Source organism: Bdellovibrio sp. BCCA, from assembly GCF_037996825.1.
GTDB lineage: Bacteria > Bdellovibrionota > Bdellovibrionia > Bdellovibrionales > Bdellovibrionaceae > Bdellovibrio.
Genome location: NZ_JBBNAC010000001.1, coordinates 3,369,670 through 3,392,776 on the forward strand (window position 1 = coordinate 3,369,670; position 23,107 = coordinate 3,392,776).

Annotated in this window: 22 protein-coding genes; 8 read left to right on the forward strand and 14 right to left on the reverse strand. The window is 44.4% G+C overall.

Going from position 1 to position 23,107, the window contains the following annotated elements:
* Window positions 1-108: 108 nt before the first annotated feature.
* Both AAAA78_RS16250 and AAAA78_RS16255 read left to right on the forward strand, forming a co-directional pair.
* On the forward strand, window positions 109-1,494 hold the full coding sequence (locus AAAA78_RS16250; RefSeq protein WP_340593144.1) for a hypothetical protein: 1,386 nt from the start codon (window positions 109-111) through the stop codon (window positions 1,492-1,494).
* A 10-nt stretch (window positions 1,495-1,504) separates the two neighbouring features.
* The gene (locus tag AAAA78_RS16255) at window positions 1,505-2,164 is read left to right on the forward strand and encodes an ankyrin repeat domain-containing protein (RefSeq protein ID WP_340593146.1); all 660 of its coding nucleotides are present in this window, start codon (window positions 1,505-1,507) and stop codon (window positions 2,162-2,164) included.
* 29 nt (window positions 2,165-2,193) lie between these two features.
* Here AAAA78_RS16255 and AAAA78_RS16260 read toward each other — a convergent pair whose 3' ends face one another.
* The 3 genes from AAAA78_RS16260 to AAAA78_RS16270 all read right to left on the reverse strand — a co-directional run bounded on the left by AAAA78_RS16260 (window position 2,194) and on the right by AAAA78_RS16270 (window position 5,321).
* Window positions 2,194-2,730, reverse strand: coding sequence for a superoxide dismutase family protein (locus tag AAAA78_RS16260; protein WP_340593148.1), 537 nt, complete (start codon window positions 2,728-2,730; stop codon window positions 2,194-2,196).
* A gap of 96 nt (window positions 2,731-2,826) precedes the next feature.
* Window positions 2,827-4,440, reverse strand: a complete 1,614-nt coding sequence (locus AAAA78_RS16265; protein WP_340593149.1) for a DEAD/DEAH box helicase — start codon at window positions 4,438-4,440, stop codon at window positions 2,827-2,829.
* Window positions 4,441-4,505: 65 nt separating this feature from the next.
* Entirely contained in the window at window positions 4,506-5,321 is an 816-nt protein-coding gene (locus AAAA78_RS16270; protein WP_340593150.1) for an alpha/beta fold hydrolase, read from the reverse strand.
* 75 nt (window positions 5,322-5,396) lie between these two features.
* Here AAAA78_RS16270 and AAAA78_RS16275 point away from each other — a divergent pair, with 75 nt between their 5' ends.
* Together AAAA78_RS16275 and AAAA78_RS16280 are read left to right on the forward strand one after the other, a co-directional pair.
* Window positions 5,397-6,596 (forward strand): CCA tRNA nucleotidyltransferase, encoded by a 1,200-nt coding sequence (locus AAAA78_RS16275; protein ID WP_340593152.1) that lies wholly within the window; start codon window positions 5,397-5,399, stop codon window positions 6,594-6,596.
* 162 nt (window positions 6,597-6,758) lie between these two features.
* Entirely contained in the window at window positions 6,759-7,514 is a 756-nt protein-coding gene (locus tag AAAA78_RS16280; protein ID WP_340593153.1) for a cyclic nucleotide-binding domain-containing protein, read from the forward strand.
* Here the strand turns inward: AAAA78_RS16280 and AAAA78_RS16285 are convergent.
* The 7 genes from AAAA78_RS16285 to AAAA78_RS16315 all read right to left on the reverse strand — a co-directional run bounded on the left by AAAA78_RS16285 (window position 7,504) and on the right by AAAA78_RS16315 (window position 16,109).
* On the reverse strand, window positions 7,504-9,627 hold the full coding sequence (locus AAAA78_RS16285) for a prolyl oligopeptidase family serine peptidase (RefSeq protein ID WP_340593154.1): 2,124 nt from the start codon (window positions 9,625-9,627) through the stop codon (window positions 7,504-7,506). The two genes, AAAA78_RS16280 and AAAA78_RS16285, sit on opposite strands and share 11 nt — an antisense overlap.
* Before the next feature lie 43 nt (window positions 9,628-9,670).
* Complete coding sequence (locus AAAA78_RS16290; protein ID WP_340593155.1) at window positions 9,671-11,341, reverse strand: PQQ-dependent sugar dehydrogenase; 1,671 nt, start codon at window positions 11,339-11,341, stop codon at window positions 9,671-9,673.
* 135 nt (window positions 11,342-11,476) lie between these two features.
* On the reverse strand, window positions 11,477-11,839 hold the full coding sequence (locus tag AAAA78_RS16295) for a type II toxin-antitoxin system VapC family toxin (protein ID WP_340593157.1): 363 nt from the start codon (window positions 11,837-11,839) through the stop codon (window positions 11,477-11,479).
* Window positions 11,839-12,057: an AbrB/MazE/SpoVT family DNA-binding domain-containing protein gene (locus AAAA78_RS16300; RefSeq protein WP_340593158.1), complete on the reverse strand. Its 219-nt coding sequence runs from the start codon at window positions 12,055-12,057 to the stop codon at window positions 11,839-11,841. Before AAAA78_RS16300 ends, AAAA78_RS16295 begins: the two co-directional genes overlap by 1 nt.
* Window positions 12,058-12,138: 81 nt before the next feature.
* Entirely contained in the window at window positions 12,139-13,200 is a 1,062-nt protein-coding gene (locus AAAA78_RS16305; protein WP_340593159.1) for a protein-glutamate methylesterase/protein-glutamine glutaminase, read from the reverse strand.
* A 12-nt stretch (window positions 13,201-13,212) separates the two neighbouring features.
* Window positions 13,213-14,082: a CheR family methyltransferase gene (locus AAAA78_RS16310; RefSeq protein ID WP_340593160.1), complete on the reverse strand. Its 870-nt coding sequence runs from the start codon at window positions 14,080-14,082 to the stop codon at window positions 13,213-13,215.
* Window positions 14,079-16,109, reverse strand: a complete 2,031-nt coding sequence (locus AAAA78_RS16315; protein ID WP_340593161.1) for a chemotaxis protein CheA — start codon at window positions 16,107-16,109, stop codon at window positions 14,079-14,081. Before AAAA78_RS16315 ends, AAAA78_RS16310 begins: the two co-directional genes overlap by 4 nt.
* Before the next feature lie 245 nt (window positions 16,110-16,354).
* Here AAAA78_RS16315 and AAAA78_RS16320 point away from each other — a divergent pair, with 245 nt between their 5' ends.
* Window positions 16,355-16,843, forward strand: coding sequence for a chemotaxis protein CheW (locus AAAA78_RS16320; RefSeq protein ID WP_295901077.1), 489 nt, complete (start codon window positions 16,355-16,357; stop codon window positions 16,841-16,843).
* Window positions 16,844-16,907: 64 nt separating this feature from the next.
* Here AAAA78_RS16320 and AAAA78_RS16325 read toward each other — a convergent pair whose 3' ends face one another.
* Window positions 16,908-17,438, reverse strand: coding sequence for a hypothetical protein (locus AAAA78_RS16325; protein ID WP_340593163.1), 531 nt, complete (start codon window positions 17,436-17,438; stop codon window positions 16,908-16,910).
* 98 nt (window positions 17,439-17,536) lie between these two features.
* Here AAAA78_RS16325 and AAAA78_RS16330 point away from each other — a divergent pair, with 98 nt between their 5' ends.
* Window positions 17,537-18,175: a helix-turn-helix transcriptional regulator gene (locus tag AAAA78_RS16330; RefSeq protein ID WP_340593164.1), complete on the forward strand. Its 639-nt coding sequence runs from the start codon at window positions 17,537-17,539 to the stop codon at window positions 18,173-18,175.
* A gap of 43 nt (window positions 18,176-18,218) precedes the next feature.
* Here AAAA78_RS16330 and AAAA78_RS16335 read toward each other — a convergent pair whose 3' ends face one another.
* Window positions 18,219-20,252: a transketolase C-terminal domain-containing protein gene (locus AAAA78_RS16335; protein ID WP_340593165.1), complete on the reverse strand. Its 2,034-nt coding sequence runs from the start codon at window positions 20,250-20,252 to the stop codon at window positions 18,219-18,221.
* A 65-nt stretch (window positions 20,253-20,317) separates the two neighbouring features.
* On the opposite strand from AAAA78_RS16335, the gene add reads away from it, so the two are divergent.
* Together add and AAAA78_RS16345 are read left to right on the forward strand one after the other, a co-directional pair.
* Window positions 20,318-21,343 (forward strand): adenosine deaminase, encoded by a 1,026-nt coding sequence (add, locus tag AAAA78_RS16340; RefSeq protein WP_340593166.1) that lies wholly within the window; start codon window positions 20,318-20,320, stop codon window positions 21,341-21,343.
* On the forward strand, window positions 21,340-21,921 hold the full coding sequence (locus AAAA78_RS16345; RefSeq protein WP_340593168.1) for a DUF6624 domain-containing protein: 582 nt from the start codon (window positions 21,340-21,342) through the stop codon (window positions 21,919-21,921). Before add ends, AAAA78_RS16345 begins: the two co-directional genes overlap by 4 nt.
* Here AAAA78_RS16345 and AAAA78_RS16350 read toward each other — a convergent pair.
* Entirely contained in the window at window positions 21,918-22,364 is a 447-nt protein-coding gene (locus tag AAAA78_RS16350) for an LEA type 2 family protein (RefSeq protein ID WP_340593169.1), read from the reverse strand. The two genes, AAAA78_RS16345 and AAAA78_RS16350, sit on opposite strands and share 4 nt — an antisense overlap.
* A 21-nt stretch (window positions 22,365-22,385) precedes the next feature.
* Complete coding sequence (locus AAAA78_RS16355; protein WP_340593170.1) at window positions 22,386-23,036, reverse strand: hypothetical protein; 651 nt, start codon at window positions 23,034-23,036, stop codon at window positions 22,386-22,388.
* Between the last annotated feature and the right edge of the window lie 71 nt (window positions 23,037-23,107).

The following is a 23,107-nucleotide window of genomic DNA, read 5'->3' on the forward strand; positions in this document are numbered from 1 at the left end:
TCAAAATGTGTCAGTGTCAAATATTGAGACATTTGAGATGAAACTGAATGGGTTTCCACAGAGCACAGATTTTGAAAACGTTACAAACTGTTAAAAAGGAGCACGTAGATGGCTAACAGTTTCCTTGTAAAGAGTATCGTCGCAAGCATCAGCTTTTCATCACTTGTAGCTAGTTCGGCAATGGCTGCTACATATAAAATGAATGCTATGTGCTACCTCCAGGACAAGCAGTCTGCTCAAGTTAAGGAGTTCAATCCGACACAGCAAGAAATTCGCGACACAGAAAAAGACAGCGAAGTTCGCAATGTTCCAACAAATGTTACAGCAGCAGACGTGAACACGAAGTTCCGAGTAGCTTCTCTCTCAAAAATTCTTGTTACTCACTGGGCGGTTGCAACTTTAGGACCTGAATACCGATTCAAGACAAAGATTAATGTTACACCAGCCGATGCTGCTAGCAAATCCTGTTATGTACATATCTCCGGCGATCAAGATATTTTCATGGGCAAAGAAATGCTTACCACTGTCTTTAATCAACTTAAACCTATTCTTGCCAAGCAGAACTGCACCACTATTTCGCAACTCTCTTATGACGAAAAATTTGTAATTCCTTTTTATACAACGAATAATTTTATTTTCGATCACAGAAAGATTTCTGGATTTAGAGGTAGAGACCCAGAAATGTTCTATGGGCCATTGACGACTCAAAAAGCACTGACATACTTTATTCGAAACTTCGGTCCTATCTCAGTTAAAACAATTAAACCGGCACGTGCTGCCGAATATAAAAAGTATGCGCAAACTGTACCCGTAAAGACTTATTCATTTAAATCACGTCCTCTCTACATGATGATGAGAGAATACAATGCGTATTCATCAAATATTCCACCTAATATTCTTTTTGAAAAGTTAGGCGGTGCAACTGCATACAGCGCATTTATTAAAAATCGCCTCGGCTTTGATTCATCTAACTTAACGGTCTTAAATGGCTCAGGATATCCTGTTCTTCTAAACAAAGGTCAGGCCAACGAACAAAAAGTATACAATGAAGTCACATGCGGGAGTATCGTTCGTGTGATCCAAGATTTAGACCACATGTTGAAGGCATACAAAGGTTCAAAAAACTTTCAACTGGCGGATGTTATGGCCGTTGGTGGACCCGACGAAGATTTCTCGACATTTAAGTCACTGTATAGCGATTCAAAATATGATAATACTCTAACGGCGAAAACTGGTTCGGCCGAAAAAGCAATTACATTTGGCGGAATGTTATCAACGGCTGATGGACCCCTATATTTTGCGGCTTTGACGGAGCCTGAGGCCTATGAAAACTTAGGATCTCCACGCAAATATATCCGTGATTTAGTTTCTATCTTGGCAGATAGACAAAAACTAAAAAAATTCGACTATACTCAAATTGGTCCGATGAACCCAACAGACGCTGCGGCGACTCTTGTTGAAGAGAGTACTAATTTATCAACTAAGTTGAACTAGGCAGAACAATATGATGAAGCTAGACATTTTTATCGCAGCAGTATTATTCACTTTTAGCTCTGTAAGTTTTGCTGGCGGGGCGAAAGTTGAAGTTTCAAACCAGTTTTCACAAGCATACACCCAAGCATTTGAAGGAAACTTAAAATCGTTAAAGAAATTGCTTAGTAAAAAAATCGATATCAACCAAACCAATGAAAATGGCCAAACGATGCTTATGGCAGCGGCGAGCAATGGTCACACTGATGTCTTGAATTTTCTAATTGATAAAAAGGCAAATCTTAATACCAAAGATAGTGAACAAAAAACAGCGTTGTATTACGCAATAGACAACGACCAGACCGAGGCCGCAAAAATTTTAATCAGCAATGGAGCTGAGCTTGCAAATTTAAATCAATGGAATGACACGGCTCTTATTCTTGCGACATCCGTAAATAACGGTGAGCTAATGCAATTGCTTCTTAAAAAACAACCCTCTCTCATTAATATAGCTAATAAGAATGGAAAAACACCTTTACTCGAAGCCGCACGTCACGGTAGTGCAAAGACAATTAAACTATTAATAGATGCTGGTGCAGACCTAAAAGCAAAAAACGACGATGGAAAAACAGCTTTAGAAATTGCTAACAAAGCTCAAAATGAAGCAGCTATCAAACTTCTCTCAAAAAAGTAGAAAAAGGTACCAGGTACCTTTTTCCTTTTTTATTTCGTGCGATCCGGTGTTTTGATTTCACCACAGGCGATGCGTTTGCCGGAGGCTCCTGAAGGCTGGCTTTCGTAATCGTCGGGGCGTTCGTGAATGATGATGGTCGTGCCGCCTCTTTTAAGCAAAGAATTCGGGCCTTCTTTCAAAGTCACCATAGTATTGATTTCTTCCGAATGCCCCTGACCATCTCCTTTGACTTCAATATTTTTCAAATCACCTGCGTGAGGTCCGCCTTTGACATGGCCGTGCTTTTGTTTTTGGCTGGGATTGAAATGCTCACCGGCTGATTTGAAATCGGGACCTTTGCAAACACCCTTTTCATGAAAATGAACTCCGTACGTTCCTGGAGGCAGCTTCGTTAGATTGATCGTGACTTTAACACCGTCGGTTTCTTGGGTGAGATTGAGATCTCCGACTTGTTCACCTTTTGCGTTGTTGATGATGACCGCGACAGGTTCAATCACTTTTTGCGCTGCCCACGCGATCGAACCGGAACTGATGAAGACAAAGCAGAGTAAAGAAATTTTTCTCACGTAAACCCTCCCCATGACGTCATTGGAACACACGAGGAAATCGGGAGATAATTAAAAATAAGAAAGGGACCTTGCGGTCCCTTTTTAAAATCCGTCTTATGAGAAAAGACGTTTGAAGAATCCTGAGATCTTTTGTCCCAGTGATTTTTGTGCGACCACCGGAGCATGCTTCTTAGCATGTTGTGGGTGTGGCCCCTTACGGTGTTCATGGCGTTTTTGATCGTGGCGCTTGCCACCTTCATGACGTCTTTGCTGATGTTGATCAGGACGCTTTCCGCCTTCGTGTTTTTTATGCTCTGGACGTGGTCCACCAGGACGAGCACCTTGAGCAGATCTTTGTTGATCACGAGGACCTTTTTCATGACGACGTTGTTCGCCACCACGACGGTCACCTCTTGGTCCGCCTCCACTGCGACGTTCTCCGCCGCCGCCACCTTGACGCTCACGAGGAGCACGGGCACGGTCCAAAGATTTTGGATAATGACCTTCGTGATGATGAGACATTGATTTGAATTCTTTCACCAACTGATCATTTTCCAAATAGCCAACTTCGATTTTGTGTTTCAAATAATCTTCAATGCGCGCCAAAGCTTCGATGTCTTTGTCACCCACCAAAGAGAACGCCTGACCCGTAGTGCCCGCGCGGCCTGTACGACCGATACGGTGAACATACGACTCACTGTCGTTTGGAAGTTCATAGTTGATCACCATGTCGACACCTTTGATATCCAAACCGCGTGCTGCCACGTCTGTTGCTACCAAGATGTTCATGTTGTTTTCAGCCTTGAACTGCTCAATCACACGATTGCGTTGCGCTTGAGTCAACAAGCTTGAGATCGCCATCGCAGGAATGCCGTTATCAACCAAGAATCTTGCGATCTTTTCAACACTCAACTTGAAGTTCGTGAAGATGATCGCTTGTTTTGGATTATGCACCTTCAACAAAGACAACAGCTGTTGAGGCTTTTCATCACTGCCGACGTGGAAGATTTGGTCTTTCACGTTTTCAGCTTTGGCTTGATCGCGGCTGATGTTGATTTCAACCGGCTCTGATCCGAACTGATAAGCCGTGTTCAAAACATCAAAGTTCAATGTGGCGCTAAAGACCAAGAACTGACGTTCACGAGGCACTCTTTGCAAGATGTACTTCATGTCGTCTTTAAAGCCCATGTCGAACATGCGATCGGCTTCATCGAACACAATGGCGCGAACTTGTTTCAAGTCCACCAAGTGTTCTTTGTAAAGATCAATCAAACGGCCTGGTGTTGCGACGATAAATTCAACGCCATTTTTAAGCGCCTCTTTTTGTTTGTCGTAACCCGTTCCACCGTAGATCGCAAAACCGCGAAGACCTGAATCGACGCTGAATTTTGTGATGTTCTCTTGAACTTGTTCTGCCAACTCGCGGGTCGGAACCAAAATCAAAATAAAATTTTGCGGTTTCCAATCTTTGAAGGCGCGTTTTTCGTAAAGTGCTTTTTGTTCCTCAGTCGCGTCACCTGGTGCCGGACGAGCGCGAAGGATGCGCTCCATAAGAGGAATAACAAAAGCGGCGGTTTTTCCTGTACCTGTTTGTGCAAGTCCTGCGACATCTTTTCCTTCAAGGATGTGCGGCATGGCTTGTTCCTGAATCGGTGTGCAATCCTCGTAATTCAATTTTTGGATCGCAGACAACAAACTAGGCTCTAAATTCAACTCTGAGAATTTCAACTTTCTGTACTCCAGTCTGAAGCTCCCAAAGTAATCACCGGGAAGCGAAAAGTCAAAGCAGGTGCTTAAAAGCCGCCCACAAACATCTTCAAAGCCTCGATGAAAGCCTGAGGTTGATCTGAGTGCACCCAATGACCGGCATTTGGGATTTCGACGCCCTTAATCATAGAATTGTGCGCCAGCATTTTTTCGTAATTTTCTCGGCTAAGTTCCTTGGAGTTTCCGCCTCGAACCAATAAAGTCGGAACCTTAAGGCTCCCCACCTCGGCCCAACGGTCCCCTTGTCTCCCTAAACGAACCGAGTCAATAATGGCTTGTTTAGAAAAACGCCAGTCCACGGTTCCATTCGGTTTTTCCTCCATATTGGAGTAAAAATAGTTCGCCATAACCTGTACGTTCTCACGCGTCTTTGCGGTCTTTACAAAATCTTCAAAGAAATAGCGCTTAGCCTCTTCACGAGTGGCAAAGGGACTCGGCACCAAATTCAATAAATATTCGTAATACTCATGAGCTTGCGGATTGCCTTCGGGTCCGATGTCCTCAATGACAAGATGACTGAGGTATTGCGGAAAACGAGAGGCGAAGTTCAATACGTTGCGACCGCCCATGGAGTGACCGACAAGAATGAATTTGTCCCAACCAAGCTCATCGACAATTTTTTTAAGATCATTGGCGTAATCTTCGGGAGAGTAACCCTCCGAAGGCTGAAAAGAACGGCCGTGCCCGCGTTGATCGTAGGCCAAGCAATGTTCCGTGGCCTCAAGGCCAGAGATGATTCGACGCCAGTTTTGCCCATAACCCATCAAACCGTGCACGAAAATCCACTTCCGTCCATCTTCAGGGCCATAAAAATGATGGTAAAAATTCGCTAAATAAGACATGACCTTTTTATACCCCCGAGAAAAGGTCTCAACAACGTTTGAATTTTGATGCGAAGGGATGTAGATTCAGCCTCGATGACATCTCAGCAAAAGCCCCAGCTCCATGAGGACTGGATCGACTCCTACGCATTAAGAATTGTCCGAAGTCTGCAAGACTCCGGGTTTGAAACCTACCTTGTGGGCGGCTGTGTTCGCGACTTGCTTGTTGGCATTCATCCCAAAGACTTTGACATCGCCACCAACGCTCTTCCTAATCAAGTTCGCAAAAAAGTTCCCAATGCCTACGTGATCGGACGTCGCTTTAAGCTGGTTCTTGTCAAACGCGGCGATCAGCAATTTGAAGTCGCTACGTTCCGCCGCAACGTCACTCCTGAAGAATTAACAGCCATGGGAGATGACACCGTCGAGGGAGACAACTACTTCGGCACTGTCGAAGAAGATGCACAACGCCGCGACTTCACGGCCAATGCAATTTTTTACGATCCCGTTCAACACAAATTGCTGGATCACTGCGGAGGTCTTCAAGACATTCAAGATCGTGTTTTGCGCATGATCGGCGATCCGAAGGAACGCTTTATCGAAGATCCAATTCGCATTTTGCGCGCGATTCGTTTGTCGCATAAGTTGCATTTTTCTATTGAGTCTTCGATGCGCGCGGCGATTGCCGAATGCAGTGTGGAGCTTAAAAAATCCGTACTTCCCCGCCGTCGCGAAGAGTGGTTGAAGTTCTTACGTTTAAACGAACCTCACCGCGCCTTCATGGAGCTTTTTGATTTGCACATCATGGAGCAAATTCTTCCTGGCTTGCAATCCGTGTTCGTAGATCCTGCAAAAATGGAGACTTTCGAAATCCATCTTGCAAGAATCAATTCCGCACAAATCGATAAAGCCAATCCGATCGAGCTTTTTGCGGGCTTTATGCTGGCATTCATGAAAGCGCAATACGGTGAAGAGCCTTGGAATCACGATGAACTTGCGAATGATCCGAAGCTTGCGTATTTCATGCGCGAAGAGATGGGTATTTTCAAACAAGAGATCACGATCTTCTTTAAAGCTTTGCACATCATGCAAGGTCTGCACAGAATCGAAAACTACTCTCGCAAAGGAGAGCGTCGTCAAATGGCATTCATTCACAATGAATCGTTTGGCCTGGCTTTGAAACTGGCGAAAATGGATTACTCTCTTTCCGGCGCACAGCTAGCGTACTGGATGCAACAAATCGAAAAATACCGAGGTGGCCTTCCAATGAAGACCACTGAGGAACCTCAACACTAATCTTACGTTTCATATTCTCATTATAGTACATCGAGCTTCGATCTGAGGCTCGGAACTTGTTCCGTACTGATTGTCATAAGATAATCAAATTGTGTAACCATTAAGGAGTCGTCTCAAAGTGGCCTAAAGCCAGCAACACGAAGACTCCAGGGAAGGTTAGCGATGGGGCAAGACAAAAAGAATACGTTTTTGATTATCAGTGGTGATAAGACGCGCATCCAGCGCTGCACCGATATTCTCACAAGAAATTTTGAAAACAGTTCCGTCTTTCATGGAGCGGAATGGTTTGAAGCCAAATACAAACTCGACAACGTTCATCCAAAGGCCGTGCTTGTCGATGAATATCTTCCTAAAGGTTCTGGCTTTGATATCGTCGCTAAAATTTTAAAAGAAAAAAACAATAAAGACATTGCGATCATCATCATGTCTTACATCGCTGATCACGATATGTTTTCTTCCGAGGTTGCTTCAGGCCGAGTTCAGTTTCTTACCGAGCCTGATCGCGAACAAGCTCTGGTCGACTGCATTTCTAAAGTCGTTTCTCCGAAAAAGAACGACGATCAACCGCAATATCAACTAAAACAACTGCAGGCCGGTGAAGTGCTTTTCAAAGAAGGCGACAGCACGGAGCTTGCTTACATTGTTAAAAAAGGAAGTTTGAGAGCCTACTGTTTAGGTCACGATGGCGACAAAGTGATGCTTGGTGAAATCATGGCCGGAGAATTCGTCGGTGAAATGGGTCACTTTAATCACGACCCGCGCTCTGCCACAGTGGAAGCGATCACGGAAGTGGAATTGATCGCGATTCCTAATAAGAATTTGGACAATGTGATCTTTGCCCGCCCTTCGTGGGCCAAAGCCCTTGTGAAAACACTTTCACAAAGACTTAAGAAAGCAAACAAAGCTCTTACTGGTTAGACTTGTTACCCAGTTTTTCCCACAGATAAGTGAACTCCAAAGTATTCCATAAAATACTTTGTTCTAAGTTGGCGGTCCTTGCATGACCGCCTTCTGTATTTTCATAGTAGAAAAGTGGATGTCCCTGCGCTCTCATCTTGGCCACCATCTTACGTGCGTGACCTGGGTGAACACGGTCGTCTTTTGTGCTCGTCATAAAGAACGCTTCAGGATATTTAGTCTTTGCATCAACCTTTTGATAAGGCGAATATTTTAAAATCGCCTCGCGCATTTTTGGGTCTTCAGGATTTCCATACTCATCCATCCAGCTCGCACCTGCGAGAAGCTTGTGATAGCGAAGCATATCAAGAAGAGGCACTTGGCAAAGAACAGCGTTGAACAAATCCGGTCTTAGAACAAACGTCGCTCCTGTTAAAAGGCCTCCGTTAGATCCGCCGCGAATTCCCAAGTGTTGAGGTGATGTGATCTTACGAGCAATCAAGTCTTCTGCAATCGCGATATTGTCTTCAAAAACTTTATAACGATTTTCCTTTTGCACAGCTTGATGCCAAGCCGGCCCAAACTCACCGCCACCACGCAAGTTGGAAAGCACATAGACGCCGCCTTTTTCCAACCACACTTTTCCTAAGACACCATTGTAGGAAGGCTGCATTGGGATTTCAAATCCACCGTAGCCGTACAGCAGTGTTGGATTTTTACCGTCTTTTTTAAGCGACTCTTTAGACACTACGAAGTAGGGAATTTTTGTACCGTCTTTGCTTGTCGCTTCAAAGCGCTCCGTATGCATACCGTGAGCATTGAATCTTTCCGGAGATTTTTTTAATAATGTAAATTCGTTTTTAGAGTCTTCTGCGTTTCCTAAAAAGTTTGATGAGGGTGTAAGGAAATCAGTGTACACAGCCAAGTAATTATCAGATGTATCCTCTGTCGATGCCACCACCGCCATGCCATTTTGACCTAAAGACACTTCCTGTTGAATCCACTTGTTGGGCCCTTGATAAGTGACCTTCACAATTTTTGCTAAAACGTTGTCGGTCGTTGATAGCATCAGATAGCTTTTTGTCGAACTTGCCCACTGTAAAAACTTTTTCTCCGTCGGAGCAAAAACTAGCTGTAAAGAATCCTGCGCTTTTTCGCCATCAAAGATTTTATCAAAAGGCATCGCAACAAGACTGCCTTTTTTAAATTGTTTTAGGTCGGAGCGCAGAATGTAGAGCAGGTGATCTTTAAAGACGCCGTTAAATTGCGCATCTTGTGGCATCGGAATTTGTGTCTTCTTACCTGAAGCATCTTCGTACCAATCAATACCTTCATAGAAAGACAAACGACGTGTATGGAATGTATAGTTTTTCTCCGGCGTGAACTCCACCCAACTATAGACAGACATATCTGTCTTTTGCCCTTCGTTAACCACCTGAGCTGCCGATAACGGCGTGCCACGCTTCCAAACCTTCACGATACGGGCATAACCAGAATCCGTCATTGAGCCCGGACCATAATCAGTGCCTACGAAAACTGTATTTTCATCCTTCCACGTCAGAAGATTTTTTGCTTCAGGAACAACGAATCCATCTTTAACAAACTCTTTGGTTTTCAAATTGAATTCACGAATCACCGTGGCATCTTTACCGCCGCGAGAAAGGTGAATGAAAGTTCTTTCATATTTAGGAGGAAGTTCCGAAGAACCTTTCCACACCCAGTTCTCGTTTTCTTTTTTCGCAAGAGCATCGAGATCCAGGATAACATCCCATTTAGGACTTCCTGTTTTGTAACTAGCCACCGTTGCTTTACGCCAAACTCCACGAACATGCTTTTCATCTTGCCAGAAATTATAAAGCTCTCCATTTCTAAGCTTCACATCTGGAACACGGTCCTTCGCTAAAACAATCTTACGGATGTCTTTTTCCAAAGATTTAAACAGAGGATCTTTTTTGAAATGGTCCAAGGTTTTTTTGTTTTCATCTTTTGCAAATTGCAAAGCCTTCGGTCCTTCGACTTCTTCAAGCCACAAATAAGGATCTTCGACTTCTGAAGTCGCATTGTTTTGCAGAGGTTTTGATTTGCAAGCCCCCAGCATCAGAGGCATTAGAAGGAACCACTTTGGAAATTTCATAGATAGACTCCTGTTAGCAGGAGTCTATTCTTAGGGAAGACTCTTAAGGGTTCAAGGATTTAATAAAGGCCTCGACTTGCGATAACACTTGATCATATTCCTGATCATGAAATCCTAATGATGAACGCATCATTTCTGGTGGCATCTGACGAGTTTTCAGTTTCACCCAGAAAGAGCTTTCAGAAGGACTTGATAAATTCAGCATCGTGCCACGCATTTCTCCCAACATTTCTTTGCCAGTATCTTTTTGAAATTGCGTGTGGCACATTGCGCAGTTCTTTTTCACCAAAGGCACCAACGGTTCAAAGGCCTTCAATGTTTTTTCAGAGAAGTCGCCAACGACAAGATCTTCAGGACGAACTTCCGCTTTCTTACCTTGGGAAATTCTTAGGATCGCGCCGTTCTTATCATCGAGAACTAAAATAGAACCGTCATTTAAGGCCGTAAGCCCCGTCGGCGCACCACGTGGACGAACGCCTTCTTGCGCTTTCCAACCAAAGACGATTTCCTGGTATTGAGTGTCTGTCGGGACACCTCTTTCGTCGACAGGGTAAGCGACGATGCGCTGTCCGTATTTTTGATAACCGTGCCACGCGACCAAAAGTTTTCCTTTTAAAGATGGCAATAGTTCGTTTCGATAATACAAAAGACCCAGAGGTGCTGTGTGCGCGGGCATAAATACCTTCGGAAGAGCAAATTGTTTTGCGCACATCTCAGGCGTCACTTTTCCCTGGAAATTAGGAGCCACTTCGCCGCGCGAATGACAATAAGGCCAGCCATAATGACGGCCTTCTTCTAAAATATTTAACTCTTCATACGGAAGATCTTCATTCGGAAGATCAATTCCGTTTTCACCTTGAATCACCACACCCGAAACCGGGTGAACCGCAAGTGCCATAGAATTACGAAGACCGCGGGCAAAAGGTGCTACCTTCGTGACTTTTCTTTGCGGGTCATTGCTAAGGTTCACTTTCCACACAGCGGCGCTCGCTAAAGGACTTTCCGACTGAATGCACTTTCCATTTTCATCTACGGTTTTGATTCCGGAACCACAATCATCCGAGGGAGCACCTACATTGATGTACATTTCCGTGAACGTGCTATTCACCGCCATTTGCAACAAGGGATGTTTGTTTTTGAATTTCGTCGCCATGGCATTGTATTCAGAAGCACTGACATATTCATCTTTACGGAAAATAGACTTTGCAAAATCATTGACGACGACTTCAGGAGTCACATCAATATTAAAATGTCCTGTCTTTGCATCGCGTGGAGAAAAACGCACGACTCCCGTCGGAGTTCCAACGTAAAGACGTCCTTCCGGATCCATAACAAGTCCATTAGGCATGGTCAGTTTTTTTGTTGGAAATAAATTAACGATCGCAGTTTTTTCAACACCTTGGGAATCTTTCCCGCGATACACGGCATAAATGGTGCCTTTTGCATAAGCCCAGCCACCCATTTCACTCACGTAAATCACACCTTCTTTGGATTGAACGGCGTAACGAGGCATTTTAAGACCGTCTTGTTTTCCAGCCAAAATACCAACACAGATTCCTTCAGGCGTTCCCACCTGCACTTGCGGCAAACCGTCGCAAAGAACCGTGGCATCGACGCGATAACCCGATTTTTCAAAAACTTCAGCGTGAGCTAAAGAGCCCGCTAATACGGAAAAAAGAGTGATCCATTTTGAGACATGCCATTTTGCCTTCATGACGTGAGTCCTTTCGAAGGAAGATCCTTCTAAGAACTCAGCAAGATTCGTGCGCCTCTGTTCGAATTATTTTACCCTGGCTTAATTCAAAATGAGATTAACGACAATAGAGCCACTATTTGTTATTCATGTGGTCTATCTAATCACCTTCACTCCAGCCACTGACGCAAAATCATTATCAAGCGTCAATAGCTGAGCATGGCTAAAACGAGCACAAGCTAACACCATAGAGTCCGCCATTCCAAGATCAAACTCCAGGGATAAGTCTCCGGCCAATAGAGCAATATCTCTGTTGATTTCCATAGACTTGTACTTACTGAGTGCACTGACGACTTCTAACGAAGTTTCTTCGCTCGTTTGTTTTTTTAATTTTCTATAAATTTCATAGATCACGAGAGTCGGAACAATAGGATCTGTATTTTTTAAAGCCTCTTCGCATTTTTTGCGAAGAGGGCCGTCACAAACAATTTCTATCCATACAGAGCTATCTACAACCATTAGATCTTTCTGTCCTTTTTATCACGAAGATCTTTGGTGTTCACTTTGCCATATTTTTTAACTGTGTCTCGCAAAACGGACAACTGTTTCACCGGCACTATGTATGCGATTCCGCCTTTGGCAATAACGTCGACCTCAAGGCCCGGTTGAATATTGAGGGCCTCTCTAACCTCTTCAGGAATAACTACTTGATATTTGGACGAAACTTTTACAGACATGCATTGAGTATAACAGAATACTTATCGATGTCAATATCGTTGAACGATGGCCCTGCAGTCCAACAGGGCTCCTAATTGATTTTAAGCGGCGTTACGAGTTTGGATTTGGCCTAAAAGATCTCCGGCAATCTTATCCAGAGGAAGAATCTTGTCAGCAGCACCTAATGCCACCGCAGCCGCAGGCATTCCGTAGACTACGCATGTTTCTTCATTCTGTGCGACCGTGTAAGCTCCTGCATTTTTCATCTCCAACAAACCTTCAGCGCCGTCCTTACCCATTCCGGTCAAAACAACACCCAAGGCATTTTTACCCACGTACTTCGCAACAGATTTCATCAAGTAGTCTGCCGCCGGACGCACACTGTGCAAAGCGGGTCCTTGATGAAGTTTTACGTAGTAAAAGGCACCACTGCGCGTGATTTCCATGTGATAGTTTCCTGGAGCAATCAATACGCGCCCAGGAACAACTTGATCTCCCTCTTGAGCTTCTTTTACTTCAAAAGGGAAAAGGTTATTCAGGTTTTCTGCAAAAGATTTTGTAAATCCCGGCGGCATATGCTGAACGATCAAAGTTCCCGGAATATCCGCAGGCATACCACTTAAAAAAACTTTCAAAGCTTCGGTTCCACCTGTTGAAGAGGCCACGGCGATCAATTGATGCGTGGTTCTTGCAAGTGAAGTCGGGCTTATTTTTTTTACGGGTCCCGATGCAGGAATCACTTTTTTAATAGGGTTGATACGCGCTTTGGCGACGGCTCTGACTTTTTCTAAAATCGTTTGTGAAAGCGATTCCAAACTTTGCGAGACGTCGATGGAAGGTTTTTCCATGATCTCAATGGCACCAGCCTCAAGAGCACGCAAATAAGTTTCGGAACCTGTTTTTGCCAAGCTTGAAAAAATAATCGTTCGAGTGGGAAAATGCTGCATGACTTTTTCAAGAAAACTAATGCCATCCATGCGAGGCATTTCCACATCCAGAGTCATAACATCAGGTTTGAGCGTCACCAGTTTGTCTCTGGCGATGTAAGGATCTGAAGCTGTTCCTACAACTTCCATATCCGATGCGGAGCTAAAAATCTTCTCGAGAAGTTTTCTGATCACTGCAGAGTCATCAACAATCAGGACACGAATTTTCTGAGCCATAAGGCGCCTCTATTAGAGCTTTTGGTAAACAGCTCTTGAAAGCGGTTTAAGTTGTTGGTGCTTGACGTTTCCAGATTCAGAGTGGCCCAAGATGAGGTATCCTCCCGGAGCCAAACAAGTCACCAAATTGTCGATCACTTTCTTCGTTGTTGCTTCATCAAAATAAATTAAAACATTTCTGCAGAAGATCACATGGAACTTATGCTGAAATTCATACTTCGGATTCATCAGATTGAATGGCGCAAAGCGGATCATGCTGTGAATCTGATCCTTGGCTCTCCAAAACTCATCACCCTGCGCTTTGATTTTTTCAAAGTACTTGTGACGTTGCGCTGGAGGCAAACCTTGCATCTCACGCTCTTCATAAGTTCCCGAAGAAGCTTTTTTTAGAACTTGCAAATCAATGTCGGTCGCCAGAATACGTACTTTGCTAGTGGAGTTGTCACCCACAGCTTCATTGGCCGTCATCGCAATCGTGTAAGGCTCTTGACCTGTGCTGGCTGCCGCACACCAAAGGCGGATGTCATTGCCAAATTTGCGGCACAAATCAGGGAGAACACTGCCGAGGAAATCAAAATGATTCGACTCGCGATAAAACGACGTCATGTTCGTCGTCAGCGCCGAAATAAACTCTGACACCATTTCTGGACTGCCTTTATCGATCATCGTCCAATACTCTTCGTACGATTTCAAAGAATGTCGTCTTAACAACTTCACAATGCGATTGCGAATCAAAGCATGGTTCTTGGGAGTCAGTGGTAGATCCACACCAGCAAGTTCATACATGCGTTCCGCAAATTTTGTAAACATCTTATCGCTGAGCTTAATCTCTTCAAAATCGTAAAGAGAACCTACAAGCTCATTCTTTTTTACAGCCGTCATGCTGCCATCTCCCTACCCTTAGTGACATTGCTCACTAAAGCTCCTGGTTCAAGAATAAGAACTGTACGACCATCACCAAGAATCGCGGCACCCGCAACTTCAGGAATATTTTGTCCTGTTGTAATTGGTTTAACCACCACTTGTGCCTGCCCCAAAACGTCATCCACAGGGAATGCCATTTGGCCAGTCATGGATTCAATAATCACAAGCATGGTCTCTTCACGACGAGCACTCAAAGAGTTCTCGCGTTTTGCCATGAGCTGCTGGTCTTTTTTGTTGAGTGTCCAATTGATGGATCCCAAAGTTTTTGAAACATCAATGACCGGCAAGAGCAGTCCACGAATGCTCGCCACTTTTCCTGCTCCGGAAATATGCGTGTAGTCTTTTGGTAGAACACGCACGATTTCACGAATGGAATGAATTGGTAAAATATAACGAGCCCCATCCAAAGCCACGATGATACCGTCGGTAATCGCCGTGCTAAGAGGAATCGTCAAACGGAAGGTTGTTCCCTGACCTGCTTTAGAGAAAATATTGATCTTCCCGTTGATCTTATCCAAATTCGATTTCACAACGTCCAAACCTACACCACGGCCTGAAAGATCCGAGATCTTATCCGCCGTCGAGAAACCCGGTTGGAAAATATATTGGAAAACTTGTTCATCGGGAATTGATGCTGGATCAACACCTGTTGGCACAAATCCTCTTTCAATAGCTTTTGCTAAAACTTTTTCGCGATTGATACCGCCACCATCGTCACAGATTTCAATGATAACGTTACCACCGGATTGTTTTGCGGAAACGACCACTTTTGCTGTAACAGGCTTGCCTCTTTCTAGGCGTGTTTCTTTTTTCTCAACCCCATGATCCATGGAGTTACGAACCAAGTGCACGAGAGGATCACCTAATAATTCAAAGACGGTTCTTTCAACCTCTGTCTCTTCACCGATAAGTTGCAAATCCACAGGTTTATCCAAACTCAACGACACGTCACGAACGATACGTTGAATTTTGATGAACATGGATTTCAGCGGCGTCATACGAATGCTAAGTGTTTTTTCGTAAAGTTCACGAACAGCTTTATCTAACTGATCAACGATGGCTTCCAAACGAAGATTCACACCACTGCGAACTGTTTCATCATGAACTAATTGATTCTTTAAAACCACAAGCTCGCCGACGGCGTCCAATACGGAATCCACACGGCCCGTATCAACTTTGATAGCGCTTGTTTGTTTTGCCGGAGCTTTTCCAGAACCACCATTGCCGTTTGAAGAGGCTGCAGGTTCAGCCGACGCTGCTTTTGCTGGAGCCGGTTTTGGATTTTCAGCGACCACTTTCAAAGCAGGCTTTTCAGGAGTCGGTTGTGCCGCAACAGGTGTTGGAGCTGGTGCCTGTGCTGCCGCCGCTTTTTTCTCTTGTTCTTCCTTTGCATAGAACTCAGCTTGATCTTCAGGAGATAGTTGCGCCAAAAGTTCTGCAAGCAAGTCATGATTTGTGACATCGTCCGTCGCTTCAGCCACGGGCGCTGATGCAGAAGCTGCCGCAAAGAAATCATCAGGTACTTGTTCTTTGATTTCTTCGGCAGGTGCAGGAGCTGCTTCTTTTTTATGAGAAGATGGCTTTCCTGAAAGCTCTTCCGTCAAAGCGACAAGTTGTTCTCTTAATGCCGTAGTATCCCAAGGAAGATTTTTACCTTGCTGCAAAGAAGAGACACGGTTTTTAAGTTCATCACCGGATTGAAGCAAAAGTGAAATCGCATTGGAGTTCACAAGCTCAGGGCGCGAGCGTAAAAGATCCAAAAGGTCTTCCATCACATGGGCGAATTTCGAAAGATCTGTGAGACCGACGGCCGCTGCACCCCCTTTTACAGAGTGAGCTACGCGGAAAATATCAGTCAGATCCTTCGCAGGATCTTCACTGTTTTCCAGTCTCATCATATATTCCTCATACTGCTCCAGCATGAACGCAGACTCGTTGAGGAAATCCATCTGCAGTTCTTCAAAAAAGGCGTTATCACCGCTCATGTGCGTGCTCCATTAGTATTAAAAAATCACAAGAAATTATCGGATGATAGGTGGGCTAACTATTTACATCATTGGTCCAGAATGAGATGAAACAGGACCTTGGTCTTTAAGTGTCTCAGTCCGAGATCTCCGTAATCCTAATTTATTATTTTTTGAAAGAGTCGAGAAATTCTCTTAAGTCCCCTTAAATTTTTCTCGAAGAGTCTTGGGTAAGATTTTATCTTCGACTTTGAAAGGCGATTACAATGAGCGATAAAGCAAAACCAGGTCAGTATTTGACGTTCCAATTGATGTCCGAACAATACGGAGTTGCTATTGAGACTGTCCGTGAGATCAACCAGTTCGGTGAAATCACTCCAGTTCCGCGTACTCCTGATTATGTTAAAGGTGTGATGAATTTGCGCGGTAAAATTATTCCGGTTGTAAATCTTCGCATTAAATTCGGTATGCAACCACAAGATACAACTCGCGACACATGCATCATCGTGATCGACACTGAAATCGGTCAAGTAGGTATGATCGTAGACTCAGTGAAAGAAGTTGTAGATCTTCAAGAATCACAAATCGAGCCTTCTCCAGTACTAGGTAACGAACACGCTATGTCTTTCGTTCGCGGTATGGGTAAAGTCGACAATAAAGTTGTGATCTTGGTTGATATCGTTTCTGCATTCTCCGCAGAACAAATGGGCCACATGGCTCAGTTCTCTCACCAGGAAGAAGCGAAAGCTGCTTAATATCTTCTTAAATTATAAAAATAAAACCCCATGACGAAATTCATGGGGTTTTATTTTTGTTCCTCTAGTTCTTCTGCAATTTCTTTTCAATCATTGGATAAAGAGCGAATGAAGCTCCAAATACAACGTGTGCGGCCCAATCCCAGAACATAGGAACTTCGCGGTTCCAGTAATCCACACCTTGCATGAGATTCATCACAAGCGGAATTAAGATATAAGGTCCTGCCATCGAAACCACGCTTATCCCAAGACCCAACATCAAAGCCGCGCCCTTGGAGTGAGGCTGAAGTTTACTAGCCACAACTCCGTAAAGGACACCCCAAAGAAGCGACGGCCCCAATTGATGCAACAAAAGCCCCGCCAGCAATGCTCCAAAGTGAAACCCCTGCAGAGCGGACTCACCAAACAGGACCGAACCAATCACTTGCACTGGATAAAGAGGACTTTTTCCCAAGAAGACGACAAAAACGATCATCACCACGACTGCCATGATAAGTCCCGCGACTTGTCCAGTCACAATACCAGCAATCAAAGAGCGAGACATTCCGGAGTCTCGAGACGAAACAGCCGTTAAAGGCTTTGCAGTGTTTTCCATAATTACTCCTTTTATAAAATTCTTTCTGGCTTCATAATGAGCCTTGGAATAAAAATGGTAAATACTGTTTAAATTGTTTAAATGGATACGGAGGCCCTATGCAAAGCCTGCACACCAATCAAAAGAAGATTTTAGAATACCTTTTGACTCAACCGGATGGGGCCACTTTGGATGAGATTGCGGACCATTTGGAGATTACAAAAACAGCCGCCAAAGAACATCTTATCAAAGTGGATGGTTTGGGATTTTTGTCTTATCGAGATGTCAAAGGCTCTGTGGGACGACCTCGCCGCTATTACCTTCTTTCGCAGGAAGGACACGAAGCTTTTCCCCGACAGTACTCGTGGCTTTCAAATATTATTTTAGAATTTCTTGCTGAAGATGTGGGAGCTGCTTCCGTCGCGAAAATGATGGAACGACTTGCTGTTCGTGTCGCCGAATCCATGAAACCCCGTTTTGAAAAAGCCAATTCCACAGCGGAACTTTTAAGTGAAATTGCGAAAGCTCTCAACGAACTCGGTTACCGCGCCACCCTTAAACAACGTGATCTTCGCAAAGGTGCTGTCATTGAAGCCACAAACTGTGTCTATCACACCGTTGCTAAAGCCCATCCGGAACTTTGCAAGTTCGATACGAAATTTATCGAAAAATCTTCAGGAGGACTGAACGTTAAACTGGAAAGCTGTATAGCCCGAGGTGGCTCTGTCTGCCGATTCTGCATAAGAAAAAACCCATGAATTTCTTCATGGGTTCTTTGAAATCTGATTTCAATTTTCAATATTACCAAGCGCCGCTTTTTTGAAAGAACGTGCCGACAGTTTCAACAATCGCCGAAGCATCCACTTTGTGTTTGCGATAAAGATCCAAAGCTGTGTAAGCGCTTTGGCCGAACTCAGCGTGAACGCCCAAGCTCTTCACAGAGATTGTCGTATCCGCCTGCAAAAGTGCATGAGTCAACATCTGACCAAAACCACCGACTAACTGATGATCTTCCACAGTCACAAGGCGACCTTGAGTTTTTTCAAGAGCACTCTTCATCGTTGCAAGATCCACGTGATTCACACACGCACAGTTCACAACAATCGCACCCACACCTTTTGTTTCCAAATTTTTTGCAGCTTGCAAGGCTTGTGGAACTAAAGAGCCTGTTGTTGCAATCGTCACAGATTTTGTCTTGTCTTTCGCTGTATCCACCAAGATCTGCGCTTTTTTCAAATCATAAGAACTTGGAGTCACGTAAGACTTAGGAAAGTTTTCACGACCCAAGAAGAACACCGCTGAATTTGGAACTTGCCCCTCTTTACGAGCCTTCGCAAAATTCTCAATCACCGCGTAAACCAAAGCATCGGCTTCTTCACTGCACGACAAAGAATAAACATCCACGTGAGGAATCGAAGACACCATCGCCATGTAACTCAACGCTTGGTGAGACGCTCCGTCCGCAGCATCTTGGAAACCTGTGTGCGAAAAGATGGCGATGATCGGAGCTTCAGACAAAGCACCCATCGTCAAAGGTAACGCCCCTTTTGTTACACCAAATTGAGCGAAAGTATCTACAACAGGAATGTATCCCAATTTAGAAAGACCGGCTGCCGTTGAAACCATGTTGCTTTCGGCAATACCCACATCAAAAGAATCTTGCGGGAATTCTTTGCGGAATCCAGCAACACCTGTCGAACCTGGAAGATCCGAAGTCACACTCAAAACAGGAAGACCCGCTTTACGAGCGCGCACCATCGCCGCAGAAACACCCGTTTGAATTTTTTCGCCCGTGTCTTTCACAGCTTTCGCTTTAATCTCGGCTTCCCATTTATTAAGTTCATCAATCCATGTGTTGTAAACGGCTGGCAAAGTTTCACCGCCGTAAATTTCACTTAAGAACGCAGGCAATTCAGAAGGGCTTTTCAGAGGAAAACCGTGACCACCTGAAGCAGACTCGGCTGTTTTCTTTGTGCCAATACCCTTGATTGTTTTTGCATGAATCACAACGGGTTTCTTCGGATCAGCTTTGGCTTGCTCAATAGCTGTCACAATCGTGTCGTAACATTTTTGCAAGTCGTTGCCTTCAGCCAACGTGATCACATTCCAACCCAAATCTTTCAAAGAGTTGAATGTTGGAGTCATTGAGAAAGACTCCGCATCAATACGACCTGAAAGTTTTGTATTGTTATCACTGATGATCAAAACATAAGGACCCATCTTGCCAGTTTGTGCAAGACCCGGAATCGCTGCGAAAGATTCTTTCGCCTCGCCTTCCATGCAGGCTCCATCAGAAATCGTCGTCACAGTGATACGATTGCGACCCGAAATCGCTTCTCCCATCGCAAGACCTTGAGTCTGCGGGAAGGCCGAACCCAAAGGACCATTAGAAATAAAAACGCCTTCTGGGAAACAGTGAACTTCACCGTGACCTGTTAGACCGCTTTCAATAGAACGGAATTTTTTAAGACTCTCTAACGTCAAGCCTGCCATGTGGTAGTTCGCTTTTAAAGCATACAAACCATTTTCGCAGTGACCAGCGTCGTTCACTAAGTGAAACAAATCATACCATTGCTTTTTTTCACGAGCCGCAACATCAAAAACGTGACCATGCAAAGCTGACATCAACTCAGCCAAAGCCGCTGGTCCACCGTAGTGAGACGCTGCTCCGCCAAGGACCGCATTCATGTCCATCAAAGAAACAAGAGCACGAGTCGAACGAGGGTCCACAACTGGAATCTGACGTCCGTCTTTGCTTTTAACGAAAGTTTTAAATTGGGGTTCCTGTGAAGGGTTCCCCGCGAGTTTTGTTTTGATTTGGATGGGTTCTGTCATAGGATAAAGTTTTACTCTGGAAGACGAAGTGGGTAAAGGGAACAAAAGCTTACCGGGAGCGTTAAATGGAAAAACTCTACTCTCATAACATTCGCGATATCCTGAAAGTGGAATTACATCGCCACCTGGACTGCTCGGTGCGTTGGAGTACGCTTGTAGAACTGGCCCCTCAAGTCGGAATTCCCCTAGCCTCGACCTCGCAAGCGCAGAAAGAACAGTTTTTAATTACAAGCCCGATGAAGGATTTGAGTTCTGTTCTTAATAAATTTCTCAATGCTCAAAAAGTCCTGGCAAGCGAAGAAATCCTCACGCGTATCGCATTTGAAGCCTGTGAGGACGCGTACAATGATGGCATTCGTCTGCTCGAACTTCGTTACGCCCCGACGTTCATTGCCGAAGGTCATAAAAATCTGACTTTCGAAAAAATCCACAAATCTTTACACAAGGGCATTGAGATGGCCCGCAAAAAATACCACATGCTCATTGGTCTGATCTGCATCGTGCAAAGAGTGAAACCTTTCGCCGAGGCAGAGAAGGTCGTGGATTTTGCGATCGCCCACAAAGATAGTTTTATCGCATTGGATCTTGCCGATAACGAAGAGGGTTTCGATCCAAAAGTTTTTGCGCCACTTTTTCAAAAGGCGAAAAAAGCAGGTTTGCGTATTACAGTTCACTCTGGCGAAGCACCCGGGCCGCTCTCAGCACAATGGGTGCAAGACAGTATTGAAATTCTGGGCGCTGAACGGATCGGTCACGGAATTCAAATTGTACATGATCCTAAAGTGATCAACTTTGTACAAAGTCGCCGTATTCCTTTAGAGGTGTGCCCGATCAGCAATTACCTGACCCAGAGTTTTAAAACTTATGAGGACCATCCGATTCGTCAACTGATGAATGCAGGAGTTCTTGTCACCATCAACTCTGACGATCCCGGAGTTTTTGCAACCACACTCAGTGACGACTATGAAGTTCTTCACCGCGTGCATGGTTTTACAAAAGAAGATTTTCATCGCTGCAATCAAGTCGCTTTTGACGCCAGCTTCTTTCCTGATGTAGAAAAAAATAGATTTATGACGGATTTTTTCGGATGAAACTGAAAGAAGAACTCCTCCACTTGATGCGTGAAGACGAAGCCGTTCGCGAAGCACTTGCGAGCACGGGAGAACTTTTTCAAGGATACAATCCACAAATGGAAAAAGTGCATTTGCGAAATGCTCAGCGCCTCAAAGAACTCATCGAAGAAAACAAAGGTTTTCCAACAATCGCCCAAGTCGGTGAAGAGGCCTGTGTCGCTGCACTCAGAATTGTATTACACGCCATCAGTTGGCCGGAGTTTATGCGTGCTCAAGAACAAGTGTTGACGGATCTTGCGAAGAAAAAAGAAGTTCCCGCACTGTATGTGGCTTGTCTGGTGGATCGCATTCGTTTTTATGAAGGACTCAAACAAGTTTACGGGACAAATTCTGATTGGGATGAAAATGGAATTCTTAGAATCACGGATGTTGAAGATCCAGACGGTCTTAACAAACGTCGCGCCGAAGTCGGACTTTCTCCTCTAGAAAGTATGATCATCACGCCTATGAATGTCGAATATCATCCACCGGACCCGGCAAAGCGCCAGCAAGAATTTCTTGAATGGACTAAGAAAACAGGATGGCGAACGACTTAAAATTCCAGTTCGCCTTTTTTATTAAACGGAATAGAGAAAAGCCCCATCTGAGCAGAGCCTTTAAGTTCGTATTCTTTACTCAAAGTCCCTTTTAAAAGACCGTCAACCAAAGTGCCCACGGTGTTGTATTTAAATCTCAGTGGGACGACGACCGTATTCTCACCTTGTGAGGGAACATCAACGCCCTCTTTAAATTCACCTTCGGTCACGTCTTTCCCTGACAACGTCAAAGCGTAAGTTATTTTTCCCACGCGTAACGGAACAGGATTTGGATTTTTCACATTGAGTTTCACATGCACCAAGGCGTCTTGGGCCGTGACATTGGACACATCAAGTCCCACAACGGAAACTTCCGGGTCCTTTAAAAGGCCTTTTGTGAAAGACGAACAAGCCGTTGCCATCGTTAGAATTACTATCACGAAAAAATAAGAGATCTTGTTCATAGGTTCCTTCACTGCAACTGACTATTGCAAATTATCCGCTTTCGGTTCATCTGCGAAACGAATTTTGATTTTTTCAGAAGGAATTCCTCCCGTCACTTGGGAAAGCCAGCCTTTGATGAATTGCTCAATGGATGTTCGCGCTTGTTCACGCACAGTTTTACGATGCTCAATGGATTTTTCTACAAGCAGACCCATCAACTCTTTCTGAATTTTTTCAAGAGAGTCCTTTTCACTACGAAAAAGACTGCCTTTCACCACCTCAAAACGAAGTTTGCCAATATCCACGGCCGGAGTGCTATTGCTGAGTCCTGGCACATCCACAAGAATTTCGTTATTCATCAACTGAAACTTCCAGCCTCGATTCATATCAACGAAAAAACTATATTCTACTGGAACCGTGGCTTTTACGACCACATCCGGAAGATCCACCCAAAAAGCTTTCAGTTTTGACGTTCTTTCAAAGGCTTCGACCTCTTGAAGTTTTGCCACCTGCAAACGTTGTTTCCCGACGATTTGAGTCGCATACGAATAAAAACGATGTTCGATATTTTCCGTAAAAAGATCTTCAACGGTGGTCGCCTCTTTCCCGCGATAGGCGTTAAAAAGGCCGAAAGCCACGACGCCAATAACAAGACCGACAAGCAGATATTTAAAACGAGAAAAAGACTTCATATCTGCATCTTATCTTAAGAAAAGCCAACCTGCCAAGGTCGAGAGAATTGCAGAATTACTACTCAGTCAAA